Source organism: Methylobacterium aquaticum, from assembly GCF_001043915.1.
GTDB classification, from domain to species: Bacteria; Pseudomonadota; Alphaproteobacteria; order Rhizobiales; family Beijerinckiaceae; genus Methylobacterium; species Methylobacterium aquaticum.
In genome coordinates, this window is the sequence record NZ_LABX01000007.1 from 25229 (window position 1) to 45750 (window position 20522).

Annotated in this window: 13 protein-coding genes; 8 read left to right on the top strand and 5 right to left on the bottom strand. The window is 70.2% G+C overall.

Translation table 11 applies throughout. The features are described from left to right. Positions 1–16: 16 nt before the first annotated feature. The 3 genes from VP06_RS00920 to VP06_RS00930 all read right to left on the bottom strand — a co-directional run bounded on the left by VP06_RS00920 (position 17) and on the right by VP06_RS00930 (position 2631). Positions 17–415, bottom strand: coding sequence for a RidA family protein (locus tag VP06_RS00920; RefSeq protein ID WP_048461947.1), 399 nt, complete (start codon positions 413–415; stop codon positions 17–19). 163 nt (positions 416–578) lie between these two features. After that, positions 579–845: a hypothetical protein gene (locus VP06_RS00925; protein ID WP_156295388.1), complete on the bottom strand. Its 267-nt coding sequence runs from the start codon at positions 843–845 to the stop codon at positions 579–581. A gap of 196 nt (positions 846–1041) precedes the next feature. Then, entirely contained in the window at positions 1042–2631 is a 1590-nt protein-coding gene (locus VP06_RS00930; RefSeq protein WP_048461949.1) for a catalase, read from the bottom strand. A 180-nt stretch (positions 2632–2811) separates the two neighbouring features. Between VP06_RS00930 and VP06_RS00935 the strand changes: the two genes are divergently transcribed. The 7 genes from VP06_RS00935 (at position 2812) to VP06_RS00965 (ending at position 18723) form a co-directional block, all read left to right on the top strand. After that, a complete protein-coding gene (locus tag VP06_RS00935; protein ID WP_048461950.1) occupies positions 2812–3777 on the top strand; it encodes a LysR substrate-binding domain-containing protein in 966 nt (321 codons plus the stop codon). Between the two features lie 35 nt (positions 3778–3812). Next, positions 3813–4889 (top strand): AbrB family transcriptional regulator, encoded by a 1077-nt coding sequence (locus VP06_RS00940; RefSeq protein ID WP_048461951.1) that lies wholly within the window; start codon positions 3813–3815, stop codon positions 4887–4889. Positions 4890–4988: 99 nt separating this feature from the next. Beyond that, positions 4989–6551, top strand: a complete 1563-nt coding sequence (gene ilvA, locus VP06_RS00945; protein WP_048461952.1) for a threonine ammonia-lyase, biosynthetic — start codon at positions 4989–4991, stop codon at positions 6549–6551. A 232-nt stretch (positions 6552–6783) separates the two neighbouring features. Next, the gene (gene lgt / locus VP06_RS00950) at positions 6784–7683 is read left to right on the top strand and encodes a prolipoprotein diacylglyceryl transferase (RefSeq protein ID WP_048461953.1); all 900 of its coding nucleotides are present in this window, start codon (positions 6784–6786) and stop codon (positions 7681–7683) included. Continuing rightward, the gene (locus tag VP06_RS00955; RefSeq protein ID WP_048461954.1) at positions 7680–8750 is read left to right on the top strand and encodes a class I SAM-dependent methyltransferase; all 1071 of its coding nucleotides are present in this window, start codon (positions 7680–7682) and stop codon (positions 8748–8750) included. Before lgt ends, VP06_RS00955 begins: the two co-directional genes overlap by 4 nt. Before the next feature lie 69 nt (positions 8751–8819). Further along, positions 8820–9587, top strand: coding sequence for a peptidoglycan editing factor PgeF (gene pgeF / locus VP06_RS00960; protein ID WP_048461955.1), 768 nt, complete (start codon positions 8820–8822; stop codon positions 9585–9587). A gap of 736 nt (positions 9588–10323) precedes the next feature. Beyond that, positions 10324–18723, top strand: a complete 8400-nt coding sequence (locus tag VP06_RS00965; protein WP_048461956.1) for an ExeM/NucH family extracellular endonuclease — start codon at positions 10324–10326, stop codon at positions 18721–18723. A 121-nt stretch (positions 18724–18844) separates the two neighbouring features. On the opposite strand, the gene VP06_RS00970 is transcribed toward VP06_RS00965, so the two are convergent. Further along, a complete protein-coding gene (locus VP06_RS00970) occupies positions 18845–19417 on the bottom strand; it encodes a type 1 glutamine amidotransferase domain-containing protein (protein ID WP_048461957.1) in 573 nt (190 codons plus the stop codon). A gap of 161 nt (positions 19418–19578) precedes the next feature. Here VP06_RS00970 and VP06_RS00975 point away from each other — a divergent pair, with 161 nt between their 5' ends. Next, complete coding sequence (locus VP06_RS00975; protein WP_048461987.1) at positions 19579–19800, top strand: hypothetical protein; 222 nt, start codon at positions 19579–19581, stop codon at positions 19798–19800. Positions 19801–19875: 75 nt separating this feature from the next. On the opposite strand, the gene VP06_RS35785 is transcribed toward VP06_RS00975, so the two are convergent. Next, positions 19876–20085, bottom strand: a complete 210-nt coding sequence (locus VP06_RS35785; protein WP_156295389.1) for a hypothetical protein — start codon at positions 20083–20085, stop codon at positions 19876–19878. Between the last annotated feature and the right edge of the window lie 437 nt (positions 20086–20522).

Consider the following 20522-nt stretch of genomic DNA (forward strand, 5'->3'; position numbering starts at 1 on the left):
TCGACGACCACGGCTCTCAGATCGTCGAGATCGTGCCGGTCATCACCGCCGTGACCTCGATCTCCACCTTCATCTCCGGGCGCAGCAAGCCGGCCACCACCACCAGGGTGGCGGCCGGGCGAACGTCTCGCAGGACCCGGCCGCAGACCGTCAGCACCGCCTCGGCGTCGGTCCGGTCGGTGACGTAGTAGGTCGCCCGCACCACCTGATCGAGCGACGAGCCGGCCTGGTCCAGCACGCCCGCGATCGTGCGCCAGCACGCCTCGGCCTGCGCCCCGGCATCCTCCGGCATCGTCATCGCGGCGTAGTCGTAGCCGGTGGTTCCGGCCACGAACACGAAGCCGTTCTGCACCACCGCACGGGAATAGCCGTAGTCGCGCTCGAAGCTCGAACCGCCCTCGATCCGCCGTCGCATGTCCTGTCCTCCCGATTCGTCGCACGGAAACAATAGGCCCCCACCGCGCTCCAGCCGACATGCCGGCGAGTGCGCCCGAAGTGGCGGCGTCGATCGCGGCGCCGGGGTCGGGGGCGTCGTCGCTGGCGGGGCTCCTCGGCGGAAGGCCGGGAGACAGCCGGTTTCAGGACCCGACGACGCAGACGAGGGCGACGATCGCACCAACCAGGACAACGGTCTGAAGCCCGACCACGCAGGCCAGCCATTTGATGAGATCGCCCCGCGCCTCGGAGACCTGAGACCGGATCTCGCTGCGCAAGGCCGTCTCGATCGTCTTGATCTCGGTCCGCAAAGCCGATTCGCACGCCTTTACGTCGGATCGGGTCGCGTGCTGGCTTGGTGGCGCCTCGACGATCTCCGGCTCGCAGCAGGACCGGGACCGCTCATCCATGTCATCCCGCAGAGCACGACCGAGCGTCATCGTACTGGAACTGGCTACGGGCATACGAGGCATCCGATCACGCGACCGCGCAACGCGGACGGTACCATCGCGACCACCGCACCACCATGCTTTCCTTACGGAAAACCCCGCCCGGACAGTATCCGGACAGGGCTCGTCAGTATATCACGCAGAAGTTGTGTCGATCTTACTCGGCCGCAACCTTATGGGCCTGCGAGCCGTCGGTGTAGGTCTCGGCCGTCAGGCGCTGGCCCGGGGCGGCGCGGCCCGGGAGCGGCGGCAGGGCCTTGGCCTTCTCGAGGTCGATGCCGGCGCCCTCGGCAACGCGGCGGCCGTAATCCTCGTCGGCGTGCCAGAAGTGCCAGACCATCCGGAGCTGGATCGCCTCGGGGCATTCCTTCATGTCGGCGACGAGGTTGGCGATCAGGTCCTCACGCTCCCACGCCTCGAAGGAGCGGTAGCGCACGCCAGCCTGGGTGTAGTCGTCCTCGGTGCGGCTGGTCTGGTAACGGCCGAGCTGGCCCTCGACCGGCTGGTGGTACTCCTTCGCCGGCTTGGGCGCCTCGCGCAGGCCCTGGCCGATCGTGCTCGGCTCGTAGTTGATGTGCTTGTTCTCGCCGACGCCGTCGACGTAGAACGTCATCTGGCCGTCGCGCTGGTTGGTCGAGGTCTTCACGCCCGGCGCCGGCGCGTTGATCGGCAGTTGCAGGTAGTTCGGGCCGACGCGGTAACGCTGGGTGTCCGAGTAGGACAGGGTGCGCCCCTGGAGCATCTTGTCGTCCGAGAAGTCGATCCCGTCGACCAGCACGCCGGTGCCGAAGGCCGACTGCTCGACATCGGCGAAAAAGTTGTCCGGCACCCGGTCGAGCACCATGCGGCCGCAGGGCAGCAGCGGGAACTGGTCCACCGGCCACAGCTTGGTGTCGTCGAGCGGATCGAAGGACAGGTGGTCGTTCGGGCCGTCCGGCATGATCTGCACCGCGAACTCCCATTCGGGGAAGTTGCCGGCGGCGATATTGTCGTACAGGTCCTTGGTCGCGTGGCCGACGTCACGGCCCTGGATCTCGGCCGCCTGGGCCGAGGTCAGGTTGCGCACGCCCTGCTTCGGGATCCAGTGGAACTTGCAGAGATGCGCCACGCCCTGGTCGTTGACCAGCTTGTAGGTGTTGACGCCCGAACCTTCCATCTCGCGATAATTGGCCGGGATGCCCCAGGGCGACTTGAGGTGCGTCACCATGTGGATCGACTCGGGGTGGGCCGCCACGAAGTCGAAGAAGCGCCAGGCTTCCTGGCGGTTGGTCACCGGATCGGGCTTGAAGGCGTGGATCATGTCCGGGAACTTGATCGCGTCCCGGATGAAGAAGACCTTGAGATTGTTGCCGACGAGGTCCCAGTTGCCGTCGACGGTCTTGAATTTCACCGCGAAGCCGCGCGGGTCGCGGGCGGTCTCCGGACTCTCCTTGGCGCCGGCCACGGTCGAGAAGCGCACGAACATCGGCGTCTTCACGCCGGTCTCGTTGAGGACGCGGGCGCGGGTGTACTTGGAGGCCGGCTCGTCGCCGATCGTGCCGTAAGCCTCGAACCAACCGTGGGCGCCGGCGCCGCGGGCGTGCACCACGCGCTCGGGGATCCGCTCACGGTCGAAATGGGTGATCTTCTCGATGAACTGGTAGTTCTCGAGGGTCGCCGGGCCACGCTCGCCGACCGTGCGCAGGCTCTGATTGTCGCGGACCGGATGGCCCTGGCGGGTCGTCAGGATCGGGCGTTGGTCGCTCATGGGAACTCCTCTGACGTGCAGGCACGGCGTGCCGGGACGGGGGGGACACCGTGCGAGGACCACTCACATGGGGTGCCGGCCGGCCAGCCAACACCCTGGAACTGGTCCGGCTCCAGCGTATGGCCGTCGCGCGCCCTCAAAACAAATGCATCGTTGCGAAGCGTCTGATAGACGGGGCCTATGAATGTCTCCGGCCTGTCCCTGCGGGACCTCGAATACGTCGTCGCCGTGGCGGAGGAAGGCCATTTCGGCCGCGCCGCCGAGCGTTGCGCCGTGAGCCAGCCGACCTTGAGCGTCCAGGTGCGCAAGCTGGAGGAGGCTTTGGGCCTCGTCCTGTTCGAGCGCTCGAACCGCCGGGTGCTGCTCACCCCGAGCGGCCAGGCAGTCGTGCGCCAGGCCCGTGCGGTGCTGGCGGAAGCGAGGGCGCTCCTGCTGCTCGCCCGGGAGGGGGCCGGACACGGCCTGCGCGGCCGCCTCGTGCTCGCGGCGATCCAGACGCTGGGGCCCTACCTGTTTCCCCGGGTGCTGCGTGGCCTGCGCCAGGCTTTCCCGCATCTCGCCCTGGCGCTCAGCGAGGGGCGCACGGCCGAGATTCTCGACGCCTTGCGCGAGGGGCGGGCCGATGCGGCCCTGATCTCCCTGCCGATCCCCGAATCCGGGCTGACGGTGGTGCCGCTGTTCGACGAGCCGTTCCTGCTCGCCTGCCCGGTCGAGCATGCCTTCGCGGCCGGACCGCCGCCGCTCCCCGGCGATCTCGCCGGGCCCGACCTGCTGCTCCTCGACGAGGGCAATTGCCTGCGCGACCAGACGGTCGCCGCCTGCGGCGGCGGGCCGGCGAGCGGGCGCCACGCCACCAGCCTGGAGACCCTGCGCTCGATGGTGGCGGCGGGAGCCGGCTATACCCTGCTGCCGGCCCTCGCCGCCCCGCCCGGACCGGACCCGACCGGACTCACGGTCTGCCGCCGCTTCGGGCCCGAGGGGCCGTGCCGCACCATCGCGCTGGCGTGGCGCGCCAGCGATCCGCGGGTGGAGGGCCTGGCCGATCTCGCCGCCTTCTTCCGCCAGCATGCGCCGCACGCAACGCTGCCTCTCGGGCAGCCGGACGAGCCGGGGGCCGGTCGCGACAGGACGGCGATTCCCGTGTAGCGACCGGACGCGATTGCCTCACGCCACAGGACGCCATGCCTCCCGCCCCGCCGGATCCACGCCGCTCGCTGCCCCGCGCCGTGGCCCTGTGGGCGGGCCTCGTCCTGGCCTCGGGAGCGCTGTCCGGGGTGTTTCATCTTGCCGGCTTCCCGGCCGCGCTGCTGCTCGGGCCGATGCTGGCCGGCATCGTGTTCGGGGTGCGGGGTGCGCCGATCCGGGTGCCGAAGCGCGGCTTCCAGGCGGCGCAGGCAATGGTCGGCTGCCTCGTCGCCCACGCGGTCAATGCCTCGATCGCCGCGACGTTGCTGGAGGACGGGTTCTTGATCCTGGCGGTGGTCGGGGTCACCATGGTGGCGGCCTCCCTCACCGGCTGGGTCCTCACCCGCATCCGCCTGCTGCCCGGCACCACCGCGGCCTGGGGCTCCTCCCCGGGGGGCGCCTCCGCCATGGTGGCGATGGCGGAGGAGTTCGGCGCCGATCCGCGCCTCGTCGCCGTCATGCAATATGTCCGGGTCGCCTGCGTGGCGCTCACCGCCTCGCTGGTCGCCCGCTTCCTCGCCGGCGGCAGCGCCGCAGCCCCCGGCTCCGGCATGGATCCGGCGCCGCTCGCGGTCCTCGCCACCCTGGCGATCGCCGGCCTCGGCGCGTGGCTGGGCCTGCGCCTGCGCATCCCAGCCGGGGCGATGATCGGCCCGCTCGTCCTCGGCGCCACGCTCCACGCTGCCGGGCTCGCCGACCTGGCCCTGCCGTCCTGGCTGCTCGCGCTCGCCTATGCGGCGATCGGCTGGACGGTGGGCCTGCGCTTCACCCCCGCCACCGTGCGGGCGACGCTGTTTGCGCTGCCGGGCGTGCTGGTGGCGACCTTCGGGCTGATCGCGCTGTGCGGCCTGTGGGCCTTCGGGCTCACCTTCCTGCTGCCGATCGACCTTCTCACCGCCTTCCTGGCGACGAGCCCGGGCGGGCTCGATTCGGTGGCGATCATCGCGATCGGCACCCATTCGGACGTGTCCTTCGTCCTGGCCGTGCAGACCCTGCGGCTCCTCGTGGTCATCGTCACCGGCCCGATGGTGGCGAAGTGGATCTCCCGCAGCGTCGGCGAGACCGCCCGCTGACTCAGCCGCGCAGCGGTCAAGCTCGCATCCCGCAGCGAAACCCGCTATTGCGGCGCCTCCGGCGAGGCGCCCCTCGCCCTCAGATCATGACCTGACGCCGTGCACGACTACATCAAGAAGATCCTCGGGGCCCGCGTCTACGACGTCGCCATCGAGAGCCCGCTCGACCCGATGCCGCGGCTGTCGCAGCGCCTCGGCGCCAAGGTGCTGCTCAAGCGCGAGGATCTCCAGCCGGTCTTCTCGTTCAAGATCCGCGGCGCCTACAACAAGATGGCGGGGCTGCCGGCGGCGGCGCTGGCCCGCGGGGTGATCTGCGCCTCGGCCGGCAACCATGCGCAAGGGGTGGCGCTCGCCGCCAAGAAACTGGGCGTTACCGCGGTGATCGTGATGCCGCGCACCACCCCGGCGATCAAGGTCGAGGGCGTGAAGTCCCGCGGTGGCCAGGTGGTGCTGCACGGCGACGCCTTCGACGAGGCCTATGCCCATGCCAAGACGCTGGAGGCCGAGCAGGGCCTGACCTTCATCCATCCCTACGACGATCCGGACGTGATCGCCGGCCAGGGCACGATCGGCCTCGAGATCCTGCGCCAGCACGGCGACCCGATCGAGGCGGTGTTCGTGCCGGTCGGCGGCGGCGGCCTCGCGGCGGGGGTCGCGACCTTCATCAAGTTCATGCGGCCGGAGACCAAGGTCATCGGCGTCGAGCCGGCGGATGCCGCCAGCATGAAGGCGGCGATCGAGGCCGATGACCGAGTGGTCCTCGACACGGTCGGCCTCTTCGCCGACGGCGTCGCCGTGCGCCAGGCCGGGGCCGAGACCTTCCGGCTCTGCCGCGAGTACATCGACGAGGTGATCACCGTCGATACCGACGCGATCTGCGCCGCGGTCAAGGACGTGTTCGACGACACCCGCGTGATGTCCGAGCCCTCCGGCGCCCTCGCGGTGGCGGGCCTGAAGGAATACGTCGCGCGCGGACAGGCCGGTTCCGGCGCCCTGGTGGCGATCAACAGCGGCGCCAATCTCAACTTCGACCGCCTGCGCCACATCGCCGAGCGGGCCGAGATCGGCGAGCGCCGCGAGGCCCTGTTCGCCGTCACCATCCCGGAGCGGGCGGGCAGCTACCGCGCCTTCATCCGGGCGCTCGGCCGGCGCGCCATCACGGAGTTCAACTACCGATACGCGCCGGGCGCCGAAGCCCACATCTTCGTCGGCGTGCAGCTCGCCGGGGGCCGGCCCGAGAAGGAGGCGCTGATCGCGGAGCTGCGCAGTCTCGGCTACCCGCTCGTCGACCTCACCGACAACGAGGTGGCGAAGCTTCATGTCCGCTACATGGTCGGCGGCCGGGTGCCCGGCCTCGCCGACGAGCGGCTGCTGCGCTTCGAGTTCCCGGAGCGGCCGGGCGCGCTCCTGAAGTTCCTCGACAGCCTCGGCGTGACCTGGAACATCTCGCTGTTCCATTACCGCAATCACGGCGCCGATTACGGCCGCGTGCTCGCCGGCATCCAGGTGCCGGAGGTCGAGCGCGGCCAGTTCGCCGCGGCGCTGGCGGATCTTGGCTACGAGCATGTCGACGAGACCGACAACGCCGCCTACCGGCTGTTCCTCGACGGGCAGCCGCGGGAGGTAGCGTCCCATGCGGCGGCGGTGGCGCCAGCGGCGTGACGCCCGCCCGAGGCGGCGTACCCTCGGCCCGCTGCCGGGGGAGAGGGTGAACCCGCCCCCCCTGTCTTCCCAAGGCATCGTCACCCGAGAGTGAGGATCCCGCGCCTCTGCGGTGTCGGACCGGATCGAGACAGCCCGACACCCGTCACCGTCACGCCGCACGACCGACACGCTTTCGCGCTAGGAGAGCGGCCTTGACGCCGCCCCGCCACAGGTTCACCTCTCCCGCCCGATGCCTCCGCTCCTCGCCCTGCCCTTCCCCGCCATCGACCCCGTCGCGGTCGCGATCGGGCCGTTGCAGATCAAGTGGTACGCCCTCGCCTACATCGTGGGCCTGGTGGGCGGCTGGTACTATGCCAAGCGCCTGGTCTCGGCCCCGTCGCTCTGGGGCGCGGTGCGCCGGCCCAACCCCCTCGACATCGACGACCTGATCGTCTGGGTGGCGCTCGGCGTCGTGCTCGGCGGGCGCATCGGCTACGTGCTGTTCTACAACCTCGCCGCCTATCTGGCCCACCCGGCCGAGATCCTGGCGATCTGGCGGGGCGGCATGTCGTTCCATGGCGGCTTCCTCGGGGCAGTGCTGGCCCTGGTGCTGTTTGCCCGCCGCCGCGGCCTCAACACCTACGCGATGCTCGATCTCGCCTCCGTGGTGGTACCGATCGGGCTGTTCTTCGGCCGCATCGCCAATTTCGTGAACGGCGAATTGTGGGGCCGGCCGGCGCCGGACTTTCCTTACGCCATCGTGTTCCCGAATGGCGGGCCGCTGCCGCGCCATCCGAGCCAGCTCTACGAAGCCTTCGGCGAGGGGCTGGTGCTGTTCGTCCTGATGGCGATCGCGGTGCGGGCCTGCGGCTTCCGCCGCCCCGGCCTTCTGGGCGGCCTGTTCGTCGTCGGCTACGCCCTCGCCCGCACCACCTGCGAGTTCTTCCGCGAGCCCGACCCGCAGCTCGGCTTCCTGTTCGGCACCCATGTCGGGGCGCTCGGCGGCGGCATCACCATGGGGATGCTGCTCTGCGTGCCGATGGTGCTGGCCGGCGCCGTCTTCATCGTGCGGGCCCTGCGCGGCGACACGAGACCCCGTCCGCGGCTCGACGGGAGCGCCGCCGATTCAGCGGAAGTGACGTCCGCGTGAGCGGGACGCCGCTCCTCGGCGAGTTGCGCCGCCTGATCGCCGTGGAGGGGCCGATCACCATCGAGCGCTACATGGCGCTCTGCCTCGGCCATCCGGTCCACGGCTATTACCGGACCCGCGATCCGCTCGGGGCCGCCGGCGACTTCACCACCGCGCCGGAGATCAGCCAAATCTTCGGCGAGTTGCTCGGCCTATGGACGGCCGAGGTCTGGCACGGGCTCGGTCGCCCGGCTCCGTTCCGCCTGATCGAACTGGGCCCCGGCCGCGGCACGCTGATGGCGGATGCGGTGCGCGCGCTCAAGGCGGCGGCGCCCGACTGCCTGGCGGCAGCCGACCTCCACCTCGTCGAGACCAGCCCCACCTTGCGGGCGGCGCAAGGCCGTGCGCTCGCGGCCGTGGCGCCGCACTGGCACGAAGCCATCGACACCCTGCCGGACGGCCCGGCGATCCTGCTCGCCAACGAATTCTTCGACGCCCTGCCGGTGCGCCAGTACCAGCGCACCGCGCGCGGCTGGTGCGAGCGCCGGATCGGCCTCGATGGCGATACCCTCGCCTTCGGCCTGAGCCCGGACCCGACGCCGGAGATCGCCGCGGACGGAACGCCCGGCGCGATCCTCACCCTGCCGGCCGTCTCCCTCGACCTCACCCGCCGGATCGCCGGTCGCCTCGCCCGGGCGGGCGGCGCGCTGCTGGCCATCGATTACGGCGATCTCTATGGCGGCACCGCCGACACGCTCCAGGCGGTGGCACGCCACCGTTTCGCCGATCCCCTGGAAGCCCCGGGCGAGACCGACCTGACCACCCAGGTCGATTTCGCGGCCCTCGCCCGCGGCGCCGCGGGGGCAGGCGCCGTGGTGCACGGGCCGGTGACGCAGGCCGATTTCCTTCTGGCGCTCGGCCTCGCCCAGCGGGCGGAGCGGCTGGCGGCCCGGGCAAGCCCGGGCCAGGCCGAAGCGGTGAAAGCCGGGGCCGACCGCCTGATCGACCGCAGCCCCCGCGGCATGGGTCACCTGTTCAAGGTGATCGGAATCGCGGGACCGAACCAGCCGGCCCTGCCGGGCCTTTGAGACCTTTCCCGCTTTCGACACGATTGTCCGGCGATCCTGCGGGACGCCCCGCCCCAGGACGACCCCGCCATGTTCATCGAAGCGCCCGCGCTGAGTTCCCATTCCGGCATCCGCCACGCCTTCTTCACCCGGCAGGGCGGCGTGTCGGAGGGGCTCTATGCGTCCCTCAACGGCGGCCTCGGCTCGGGCGACGACCCGGCCCGGGTGCGGGAGAACCGCCGCCGCATGACGGCACAGCTCGCGCTGCCGCCGGAGACTCTGGTGAGCCTCTACCAGATCCACTCGGCAGAGGCCGTGGTGGTCGAGGCGCCCTTCGCCGAGCGCCCCCGCGCCGACGCGATGGTGACCCGGGAGCCCGGCCTCGCGCTCGGCATCCTCACGGCCGATTGCGGACCGATTCTGTTCGCCGATCCGGTCAACCGGGTGGTGGGGGCCGCCCATGCCGGCTGGAAGGGTGCGCTCACCGGCGTGATCGAGGCGACCATCACGGCCATGGAGGGCCTGGGCGCCGACCGCACCGGCATCGTCGCGGTGCTCGGGCCTACGATCGGCGCGGCGGCCTACGAGGTCGGCCCGGAATTCCGCGAGCGGTTCGAGGCGGCGGATCCGGACAATGCGCGCTACTTCACGGCCAGCCCGGAGCGCGCGTCCCACAGCCTGTTCGATCTGCCGGCCTATATCGTGGCGCGGCTGACCCGGGCCGGCCTCGGCGAGGTGGCGAACCTGAACCTGTGCACCTATGCCGACCCGGACCGCTTCTTCAGCTACCGCCGGACCACCCATCGGGCGGAGGCCGATTACGGCCGGCTCGTCTCGGCCATCGCCGTGACCCCGTGAGGCGGCCGAGGCCCGCCGGACAGGAGGCCGCCGTCCGGCTGTCATGGAGACTGGTGCGGGCTGCGTCGCACAGGTCCTCCATCGGACGCGACCGGACCACCGCCCCCAGCCTCGACACCCTTCCGACAGAGGCCGCCCCGGCCCGCGGCTGGTACTGACTCCAACGGCCCACGATGCTGACGCATCGGGCCGTTGACCCATCTCGAGTTTTCGATGCCAAGTTCAAGACCAGGCAAGTTCGATGCCAAGTCAGAGTCTTGGCGAAGACTCGAGAACGGACCAAAAGGTCGTTTCCGACGACCGTTGGGATGACCCGCACGCCGGATCGCCGCCCCGACGCGGCGTTCGACAGGACGCGATCACCTCGCAACCGGGATCGGGACACGATCCGACGGAAGCCTGCCGCCCGCCATGCGGGTGGGCCTAAAAACCGGTCGGGCCGGCGCCATCCCCTCGCGGCGGGGCCTGCGCCCAGCCCCCGCGCCGACGCGCCATTGCTCCCCCCGGCAACCTTCACGGCATTGTCGCAAAACACCCATACAGAGCGAACACAGTCCGAAACATAACTGTAACCCAGGTACGCTCTCCGACCGGTCCGACACGCCGAACGATCGCGGGCGAGCCTTGTGCCGCCGCGCGCTTTCTCCGCCTCGATAAGCCCTAACAGCCTCGCGCTGGAGGGTGGCGCCGCCTGGGCGCCGCCACCGTTCGTGCGCGCCCGGAGACACCAAGACCCATGGCCACGACGCTTGCCGCCGGCGACATCGCCCTTGTCGGCTACGACGCCACCAATCCCGACGATTTCGCCTTCGTGGTTCTGCGCGACATCGAGGCCGGCACCGCCATCAGCTTCACCGACAACGGCTGGAATTCCAGCACCAACGCCTTCCGTACCGGCGAGGGCACCTACACCTACACGGCGCCGTCGGCGCTCGTCGCCGGCACGGTGATCCGTCCGACCACGGACGCCACGGCCGCGGGCACCAATGCCCCCGTCTTCACGGCACAGAATTTCGCGCTGAACGCCTCGGGCGACCAGATCCTGGCCTATCAGGGCGCCGCGGCGAGCCCGACCTTCCTGTATGCGATCAACTTCGCGGATGGCGGCACGGCGTTTGCCGCCAACGCCACGAGCGCCAGCACCTCGGCCCTGCCGCCGGGCCTGACCCTCGGCCAGACGGCCGTCGCCCTGCCCTCCACCAATGGCCGCTATGCCGGCCCGACCTCCGGCACCCGCGACCAGATCCTGGCGGCGATCGGCACGACCTCGTCCTGGACCCAGAACAACACCACGCGGGTCGGCGCGGGGAACTACGACGCCTTCACGGTGACGGCGCCGCAATCCCTGCCGACCCTGTCGATCGACGACGTCCAGGTCGCCGAGGGTGATTCGGGCACGAAGTCGCTCACCTTCACGGTGTCGCTGAGCGCGGCGGCGCCCGCCGGCGGCGTGACCTTCGATATCGCCACCGCGGATGGCAGCGCCACGGCGGGCAGCGACTACACGGCCCGCAGCCTCAGCCGCCAGACCATCGCGGCCGGCCAGACCAGCGCCACCTTCGCGGTCGGCATCACCGGCGACACGGTGGTGGAGCCGACCGAGACCTTCACGGTGACGGTCGCGAACGTCTCGGGCGCGACCGTGGCGAAGGGCCAGGGTACCGGCACGATCCTCAACGACGACACCGGCACCCGGATCGGCGGCACGGCGATCTTCGACGCCGCGCCCTCGCTCCAGGGCCTGTCGGGCGCGACCAGCACGACCCCGCCGACCGCCACCAACGCGCTCCAGCTCGTGCGGCTGGGCGCCTACGCCACCACCAACGATCCGGCGACGCAGGCCGCGCCGAACGCCGAGGTCGTCGCCTACGATTCCTCGACGAGCCGGCTCTACGTCCAGAACACCAACGAGAACCGCATCGAGATCGTGGCGCTCGACGCCGCCGGCTCCCTGCGCAAGAGCGGCGAGATCCTGCTGTCGGGCCTCGAGCAGTACGGCGCGGTGAACTCGGTCGCGGTCTTCAACGGCCTCGTGGCGGTGGCCTACGCCAACGCGACCGGGGACGCGCCCGGCCGCGTCGCGCTGTTCAACGCCGACGGCGTGCTCCAGCGCTCGCTCACCGTCGGGGTCGGGCCCGACCAGCTGGTCTTCACCCGCGACGGCACGCGCCTCCTCGCCGCCAACGAGGGCGAGCAGGCGACCGCCGCCAGCAACCCGGTCGGCAGCGTCTCGATCATCGACGTCTCGGGCGGGGCGGCCAACGCCAGCGTCGCGGCGACGGTCGGGTTCGGCGGGCTCGACGGCGCCGAGGCAGCGTTGCGGGCCCGGGGCCTGGCGATCACGCCCGGCGCGGCCGCCTCCGCCGATATCGAGCCCGAATACATCGCGATCTCCCCCGACAACCGCTTCGCCTACGTCACCCTTCAGGAGGTGAACGGCGTCGCGGTGATCGACCTCACCAATCCCGGGACGGCGCCGATCGCGATCCAGCCGCTGGGCGCGGTCAACCATTCGCTCGCCGGCAACGAGTTCGACGCCTCCGACCGCGACGGGCCGAACGGCACCGCGTCGATCCGGATCGCCGCGACGCCCGCCGGCACCCCGATCTACGGTTTGCTCCAGCCCGACAGCATCGCGTCGTTCACCAGCGGTGGGGCGACCTACTTCGTCACCGCCAACGAGGGCGACCAGCGGGTCATCGGCGGTGCCGACGACGGCAACGACGTCGCGCGCCTGAGCGCGGTGCCGAACAGCCGCCTCACTCCGGCGCTCCAGGCGCTCAAATCCGATCCGGCCTATGCCCGGCTCAACGTGCTCCTGCGCAGCGGCGACACCGACAATGACGGGGTGATCGACCAGCTCAACACGCTGGGCGGGCGCGGCATCTCGATCTTCCGCCAGAACCAGGACGGCACGATCACCAAGGTGCGGGAGACCGGCGGCGAATTCGAAAAGATCTTCGCCCAGATCGCACCGGAGCGCTTCAACAACGACCAGACCGTCGCCAACACGCCCGACGACCGTTCCGACAACAAGGGGCCGGAGCCGGAGGGCATCACGGTCGGCACGGTGAATGGGCGCATTTACGCCTTCGTCGGCCTGGAGCGCCAGAGCGGCGTCCTGGTCTACGACGTGACCGATCCGGCAAATGCCAGTTACGTTTCCTACGTGCCGCCGCTTGCCGGGTCGCCCGCCGATCTCGGCCCGGAGGTGCTCACCTTCATCCCCGCCGACCGCAACCCGACCGGCACGAACCTGGTGGTCTCGGCCAACGAGGTGGCGAATGGCGGCGCGACCCTCTACGCCGCTCTGCCGCGGGGCACGACGCAGGAAATCTCCTTCGCGCCCGATTCGCTCAACCTGAGCCGAGCCGAGGGCAATGGCGGGACCACCAGCCTCAGCTTCACGGTCCAGCGCACGAACGGCACGCTTGGTGCCGTCGCCTTCACCGCCGCGCTCTCCGCCACCGGCACAAACCCGGCCAGTTCCGCCGACTTCGCCGGCAGCCCCACCCTGCCGCTCAGCATCACCGGTACGATCCCGGCGGGCGCCGCCTCGACGGTGGTTACCGTCACGGTCCAGGGCGACGCGACCCCTGAGCCGAACGAGACCTTCGCGCTGACGCTCACCGGCGCCAGTTCGAACCAGGCCGGTCTCACCGCGGCAGTGAGCGCCAGCAACGCCACCGCCACCGGCACCATCGTCAACGACGACGTGATCCTGATCTCGGCGGTGCAAGGCGCCGGCAGCGCCAGCCCGCTCGTCGGCCAGACCGTCACGGTCGAGGCGCTGGTCGTCGGCGACTTCCAGAACGGCGACGCCGACGCCAAGCGCAACCTCGGCGGCTTCTACCTCCAGGAGGAGAAGGCCGACCAGGATGCCAACCCGCTGACCTCGGAAGGGCTGTTCGTCTACGAGGGCACCGGCAACCGCCTCGTCGACGTGAACGAGGGCGACCGGGTCCGGGTCACCGGCACGGTCACCGAGTTCAACGGCGAGACGCAGATCACCGTCAACGCCGCCTCCGGCATCCAGGTCGTCCAGGCCGGCGCCGTGACGCCGGCCGAGGTGAAGGCGCAGGCCGTCGATGTCAGCCTGCCGGCGGCGGGCACGATCGGCACCGGCACGACGGCGCAGCCCGACCTCGAGCGCTACGAGGGCATGCTGGTCCGGTTCCCGGAGACCCTGTCGATCTCCGAGCAGTTCAACCTCGACCGCTTCAACGAGATCCGCCTCGCGGCGGGCGGGCGGCCCGAGACCTTCACCAACGCCTTCGAGCCGAACGCGGCCGATTACGCCGCCTCCCTCGCCCAGACCGCGGCGCGCTCGATCACCTATGACGACGGGTCGAACAGCCAGAACCTGCCGATCGAGACTCTCGACGGTTTCGGGCCGACCTATTCCACCGCGACGGCGCCCCGCATGGGCGACACCGTGACCGGCCTCACCGGCACGCTGGGCTTCGGCCCGACCAACGCCTTCCGCGTCCGGTCGATCGAGGACGGCTCCAACACCTTCGCGAAGGCCAACCCGCGTCCCGCCAGCCCGGACCCGGTCGGCGGCACGCTGAAGGTCGGCAGCCTCAACGTCCTCAACTACTTCACCACCCTCAACACGTCGTCGAGCTCGCTGACGGCGATCGGCCAGCAGCCGCGCGGCGCCAATTCGGCGGAGGAGCTGGCGCGCCAGACCGACAAGCTCGTCACCACGCTCATCGGGACCGGGGCCGACCTGCTCGGCCTCACCGAACTGGAGAACCAGTTCCAGCCGGGCAATCCGGGCAACGCGCTCGAATACCTCGTCGGCCAGCTCAACGCCCGGGCCGGCGCCGGCACCTACGCCTACGTCAACCCGGGCAGCCAGCTCGATCAGGGCCAGTTCCTCGGCGGCGACGCCATCGCGGTCGGCTTCATCTACAAGCCGACCAAGGTCAGCGTCGCGCTCAACACCACGATCGAGAAGCTCGACGACGCGGACGTGGCGCGGATCGATCCGGCGCTCTTGCAGCAGAGCACGATCGGCCACCTCTTCAACGGGGTGAATACCAGCCGCGCGTCGCTCGCGGTGACGTTCCACGAAATCGCCAGCGGCGAGGACTTCACGGCGGTCATCAACCACCTGAAGTCGAAGAGCGGGACCGGCACCGGAGCCGATGCCGACCAGGGCGACGGCCAGGGCAACTGGCAGCAGCAGCGCGAACTGGCCGCCAAGGCGCTGACCGAGTGGGTGGCGACGAAGCCGACCGGCACCCAGGATTCCGACGTGATCCTGCTCGGCGACTTCAACGCCTACCTGAAGGAGGACGCCCTCGACACGATCAAGGCCGGCGGCTTCACCAACCTCGCCGAGGACCGCCTCGCCGACCCGTATTCCTACGTCTTCGACGGGGCTTACGGCGCCCTCGACCACGCCTTCGCCACTGCCAGCCTGAACGGGCAGGTCACCGGCGTGACCGAGTGGCACGTCAATGCCGACGAGGCGGACGCGATCGACTACAACCTCGATTTCGGCCGGTCCCCGTCCTATTTCGACGGCACGGTCGCGGCGCGCGAATCCGACCACGACCCGGTGCTGGTCGGCCTCACGCTCGACCAGACCGCCCCGACCCTCGTCGCCGCCACGCCCGCCGACAACGCCACCGGCGTGGCCCCGGGCGCCAACATCTCCTTACGCTTCAGCGAGGCGGTGAAGGCCGGCACCGGTGCGATCACGATCACCGACGGGGCGGGCGACACCCGCACGATCGCGGTCTCCGACACCGCCCAGGTCGCCATCTCGGGCGACACCGTGACGATCAACCCGAGCGCCGACCTCAAGGCGGGCACGGCCTACGACGTGACCGTGCCGACGGGCGCCTTCACCGATACGGCCGGCAACGCCTTCGCGGGCCTCGCCCAGGACCAGCTCGACTTCACCACCCAGCAGGCTGCCCCGATGACCTACACGCTCCAGATCCTGCACGCCTCCGACTGGGAGGCGGGCCTCCTCGCGACCCAGCGCGCGTCGAACTTCGCGGCGATTGTCGACAAGCTCGAGGATTCGACCCCGAACTCGATCACCCTCTCGACCGGCGACGGCTGGATCCCGAGCCCGTTCTTCATCGCCGGCGCCGACCCGCAGCTGAACGCGACCTATAACGGCATCTACAACCAGTATTACGGGCTGTCGGGCGCCAATGCCTATAGCCGGCTCGCCGCCTCGCCGGGCCGGGCCGACATCACGATCCAGAACGTCATCGGCGTCCAGGCCGCGGTGTTCGGCAACCACGAGTTCGACTCCGGCCCGACCGAGGCCGCCAACATCATCGGCGCCAATCTCGGCTCGGCCCCGGGTGCGGCAGACGACACCTGGGTCGGGTCGCAGTTCCCCTACCTGTCGACGAACCTGAACTTCTCGCGCGAATCCTCGCTCTCCGGCCTCGTCCATCGGGACGGCGACGCCGCCACCTTCGCCGAGACCGGCCCGACCTCGACCCAGACCGGGACCGGCGCCGACAAGATCGCCAAGTCGACGATCATCACCGAAAACGGCGAGAAGATCGCCTTCATCGGCGCCACCACCCAGCTTGACCCGCTCCTGACGACGCTCGGCAACGTCACCGTCGACGGCTTCACCGGCCGCGACGAGATCCCGCTGCTCGCCGAGCAGATCAACGCCGAGGTCGACCGGGTGCTCGCGGCCAATCCGGGCCTCAACAAGGTCATCGTCGGCACCCACCTGCAGCAGCTGGCGAACGAGCAGGCGCTGGCCCCGCTCCTGCGCAACGTCGACGTGCTGATCGGCGGCGGCTCGCACACGCTGCTCTCCGACTCGAACGACCGGCTCCTGACCGGCGACACCTCGGGCGGCGCCTACCCGCAATTCTTCACCAACGCCTCGGGCCAGACCCTGGCGCTGGTCAACACCGCCTCCGAATACTCCTATGTCGGCCGCCTGACCGTCACCTTCGACGACCAGGGCAACGTCATCCGCAACTCGATCACGCCGCAGAATTCCGGCGCGGTGGCGGTCGACGACACCAGCGTGGCCCAGCTCTGGGGCTCGACCGCCGCGGCCTTCGCGCCCGGCACCAAGGGCTACCTCGTGCGGGAGATGATCGAGGGCCTCGACGTCAACAACGACGGCATCCAGGAGACCGCCGGCGTCGCCGACATCATCCGCCAGCAGGACGGCAACATCCTCGGCCGCTCCAGCGTCTATCTCGAGGGACGCCGCGGCGAGGTCCGCACCGAGGAGACCAATCTCGGCGACCTCTCCGCCGACGCCAACCTCTGGTACGCCAAGCAGTACGACCCCACGGTGGCGGTCTCGATCAAGAACGGCGGCGGCATCCGCGACTCGATCGGCTCGTTCTCGACCGCGGGCGGCGGCACCGCCGAGCTGCCCCCGGCGGCGAACCCCTCCGCGGGCAAGCAGGCGGGTGACATCTCGCAGCTCGACGTCACCAACTCGCTGCGCTTCAACAACGCGCTCGCCGTCACCACGGTCTCGGCGCTGGAGATGAAGCGGCTCCTGGAGCATGCGGTCTCGGCCACCGCCGCCGGCGCGACTCCGGGCCAGTTCCCGCAGATCGGGGGCCTGAGCTTCTCCTTCGACACCACCAAGACTGCCCAGACCCTCGACGCGAACGGCAACGTCACCCGCGAGGGCCAGCGGATCCTCAACGCCGCGATCATCGACGAGAACGGCCGGATCCTCGACACCCTGGTCCAGAACGGCCAGCTCGTCGGCGACCCGAACCGCGGCATCCGCACGGTCACCCTCGACTTCCTGGCGACCGGCACCGCCGCCGCGCCGGGCCTGGGCGGCGACAACTACCCGTTCCCGGCCTATGGCGAGAACAAGGTGGCGCTGGCCTCCGCCACGCCCGGCGCCTCGCTGCCCAACACCGCGACCTTCGCAGGCCAGGGCACCGAGCAGGACGCGATGGCGGAGTACCTGCGTGCCTTCTACGGCACCACGCCCTACGGCACCGCCGACACCACGCCAGCCGGCGACACCCGGATCCAGAACCTCGCCGCCCGCAGCGACACGGTGCTGGCCCGCGGCGTCGTTCGGAACGGCACGAGCGGCGACGACGCGCTGACCGGCACCCCCTACGACGACATCATCACCGGCAGCGCCGGCAACGACACGATCACCAACTCGGCTGGCAACGACCTCCTGCTCGGCGGGCGCAACGCCGACGGCTCGACCGGCATCGACACCCTGGTGTTCAACTCGCGGCTGGCCGACACCACCGTCACCCGCGACGGCGCCTACACGCTGATCGTCGGGCCGGAGGGCCAGGACCGGGTCACCGGCTTCGAGCGCTACCAGTTCACCGACACGACCGTGACGGTGGCGGACGGCGCCCCGCTCGTCGACGACCTGTTCTACCTGGCGAACAACAAGGACGTGCTCGCCGCCGGCCAGGACGCCGACACCCACTACGCCACCTATGGCTGGAGGGAAGGCCGCGATCCCAACGCGCTGTTCTCCACCACCGGCTACCTCGCCGCCAATGCCGATGTCCGCGCTGCCGGCCTCAACCCGCTCCAGCACTACGACCAGTATGGCTGGAAGGAGGGCCGCGACCCGTCGGCGGCCTTCGACAACGAGCAGTATCTCGCCCGCAACGCGGACGTGAAGGCCGCCGGTATCGACCCGCTCAAGCACTATATCGAGTACGGCCAGGGCGAGGGCCGGCAGATCTACGCGGCAATCGGCAAGACCGCCGACCTCGCGGCGCATCCGGGCTTCGACGCCGAGTTCTACCTGCTCTCGTATGCCGACGTGGCGCGCGCCGCGACGGCGTCCGGCAAGAACCCCTTCGCCTATGCCTACGAGCACTACCAGACCTATGGCTGGAAGGAGGGGCGCGACCCCAACGCGGTGTTCGACACCAAGGGCTATCTGAACGCCTATGGCGACGTCCGGGCGGCCGGGATCGACCCGCTGATGCACTACGACCAGTATGGCTGGAAGGAAGGCCGCGATCCGTCGACGCGCTTCGACTCGACGGCGTATCTGGCGGCCTACGGCGACGTGGCGCAGGCTCGGCTCGACCCGATGCAGCACTACCTGCAATACGGCGCGACGGAGGGCCGCTCGACCTTCGGCGACACCACCTTCGGCGCCCTCAACGTCGGGTAAGCCCGCTTCGCGACACCACGCGGCCCGGGTTCTCCCGGGTCGCCCCCTCGGGACAAAGACCCGTGCGGCATTAGCCGCACGGGTCTTTGTCGTTGGCACCGTGTCCGTCGATCGCGGCCGGTCAGGCGGCGGCGCGGCCGTGGCGGCCTTCCTGGACCTCCTCGATGATCTTGGCCGAGAAGGCGTCGAGATCGCCGGGGTTGCGGCTGGTCACGATGCCCTTGTCGGTGACCACCGGCAGGTCGTGCCACTCGGCGCCGGCATTGATCACGTCGGTCCTGATCGAGGCGAACGACGTCATCTTGCGGCCCTTGGCGGCGCCGACCTCGACCAGCAGCCAGGGCGCGTGGCAGATCGCGGCGACGACCTTGCCGCTCGACAGGAAGCTGCGCAGGATCTCGAGTGCTTTCGGCTCCAGCCGCAGCTTGTCCGGGTTGATCTGGCCGCCGGGCAGCACGAGGGCATCGTAAGCCGTCGCATCGATGCTCTCGATATCGGCATCGACCGCCACCGGCCGGCCCCAATCGGTCTTGTCCCAGCCACGGATGCTGTCAGGCGTCTGGCGCGACCGGGGCGCCGCCACCGTCACCTGCGCGCCGGCCTCAGCGAGCTTGGCCTTCGGCACGTCGAGTTCGGACTGCTCGAAGCCGTCGGTCGCCATGATGAGGATCTTGGCCTGGGTGATGTCGGGCATCGGGTTGTTCTCCAAGGGAACAGTTGGGGGTCCGGATGCCCTGGCAACGACCCGGCATCTGGCCGGTTCCGGCGCCCAGCCGCCACGGAACTGCCGTGGCTCGGGCCGGTTGACCTGCCACACCCCAACCCGAGAGGAGGCACGACATGGCCCATCAGGAGATGGCCAATCCCGGCCTGCCCGGCCACGAGCCGACCCCGGGCGGCGGCATCCCGGGTGACATCCCGCCGCCGGTCGCCCCCGACGATCTGCCCGATATCGGCCCGACCGGGCCGCGCTCGCCCTATCCGGTGAACGACCCGGGCATCACCGACCCGGCCGGGCCGGGCTCCGAGCCGGATTACCTGCCGGGCGGCCCGACCAACCCGGGCACGCGGTTCTGACGACGACGGGCGCCTCGACGAGGCGCCCGTCCTTGCCTCGCCACCGTGACGCGCCTCAGCGAACCGGGTGAGCGATCAGGCTGCCCGGACGGTGGCGAGGAACCGCGTCAGCTCGGCCGAGAGCTGCTCGGATTGCCGCGACAGCTCGGAGGAGGCCGCCAGGACCTGCGTGGCCGCCGCTCCGGCGCGGGCCGCCTCGCTCAGCGCGCACATGTGGCCGGCAGTGCCGGCGGCAACGGCGACGGCGGTGGAGCGTCCGGCGGTCTGGGTGGCACCATCGGTCATGTTCGCGGCCGTGGCCTGAAGCTTGGTGGCGGCGGCCGCGACCTGTCCGACAATGCCGCCGACGAGCCGCCGAACCGGTGACCACGTCGGCGAAATCTGCTTAGCGCCGTGGAGACCCGCTCCAGCCGGCGAGAACCGAGACGCTGCCGGATCCATCCGGTTGGCGCTACGGACTTCCAGCATCGTGGCCACCAGAAGACCAGATTACTCCATTATGTCTTACGTTGCTGCGGCAGATGGTGCTTGAACTCATCAATGAGGACTTTTCAGACCAAGTGTACACCGGTTGGTCGCAGAGACTGCGGCAAAATCAAAGACCCTGAGCACTGCCCGAGTGCAACGTGACCGGGCAGTGCCCTAAGCCGATTTCGCCGAAGGGGTCACCGGTTCGGAGGCAAAATCTGCAATCAAATAAGGCCCTAAGCGGACGAAGCGTT

Excerpts from the sequence above, each read along its gene's own strand:
- VP06_RS00925 (WP_156295388.1), bottom strand. The coding sequence starts at position 845 with ATGGATGAGCGGTCCCGGTCCTGCTGCGAGCCGGAGATCGTCGAGGCG.
- VP06_RS00930 (WP_048461949.1), bottom strand. The coding sequence starts at position 2,631 with ATGAGCGACCAACGCCCGATCCTGACGACCCGCCAGGGCCATCCGGTC.
- VP06_RS00965 (WP_048461956.1), top strand. The coding sequence starts at position 10,324 with ATGGCCACGACGCTTGCCGCCGGCGACATCGCCCTTGTCGGCTACGAC.
- VP06_RS00935 (WP_048461950.1), top strand. The coding sequence starts at position 2,812 with ATGAATGTCTCCGGCCTGTCCCTGCGGGACCTCGAATACGTCGTCGCC.
- VP06_RS00975 (WP_048461987.1), top strand. The coding sequence starts at position 19,579 with ATGGCCAATCCCGGCCTGCCCGGCCACGAGCCGACCCCGGGCGGCGGC.
- VP06_RS35785 (WP_156295389.1), bottom strand. The coding sequence starts at position 20,085 with ATGACCGATGGTGCCACCCAGACCGCCGGACGCTCCACCGCCGTCGCC.
- pgeF (WP_048461955.1), top strand. The coding sequence starts at position 8,820 with ATGTTCATCGAAGCGCCCGCGCTGAGTTCCCATTCCGGCATCCGCCAC.
- lgt (WP_048461953.1), top strand. The coding sequence starts at position 6,784 with ATGCCTCCGCTCCTCGCCCTGCCCTTCCCCGCCATCGACCCCGTCGCG.
- VP06_RS00940 (WP_048461951.1), top strand. The coding sequence starts at position 3,813 with ATGCCTCCCGCCCCGCCGGATCCACGCCGCTCGCTGCCCCGCGCCGTG.
- VP06_RS00920 (WP_048461947.1), bottom strand. The coding sequence starts at position 415 with ATGCGACGGCGGATCGAGGGCGGTTCGAGCTTCGAGCGCGACTACGGC.
- VP06_RS00970 (WP_048461957.1), bottom strand. The coding sequence starts at position 19,417 with ATGCCCGACATCACCCAGGCCAAGATCCTCATCATGGCGACCGACGGC.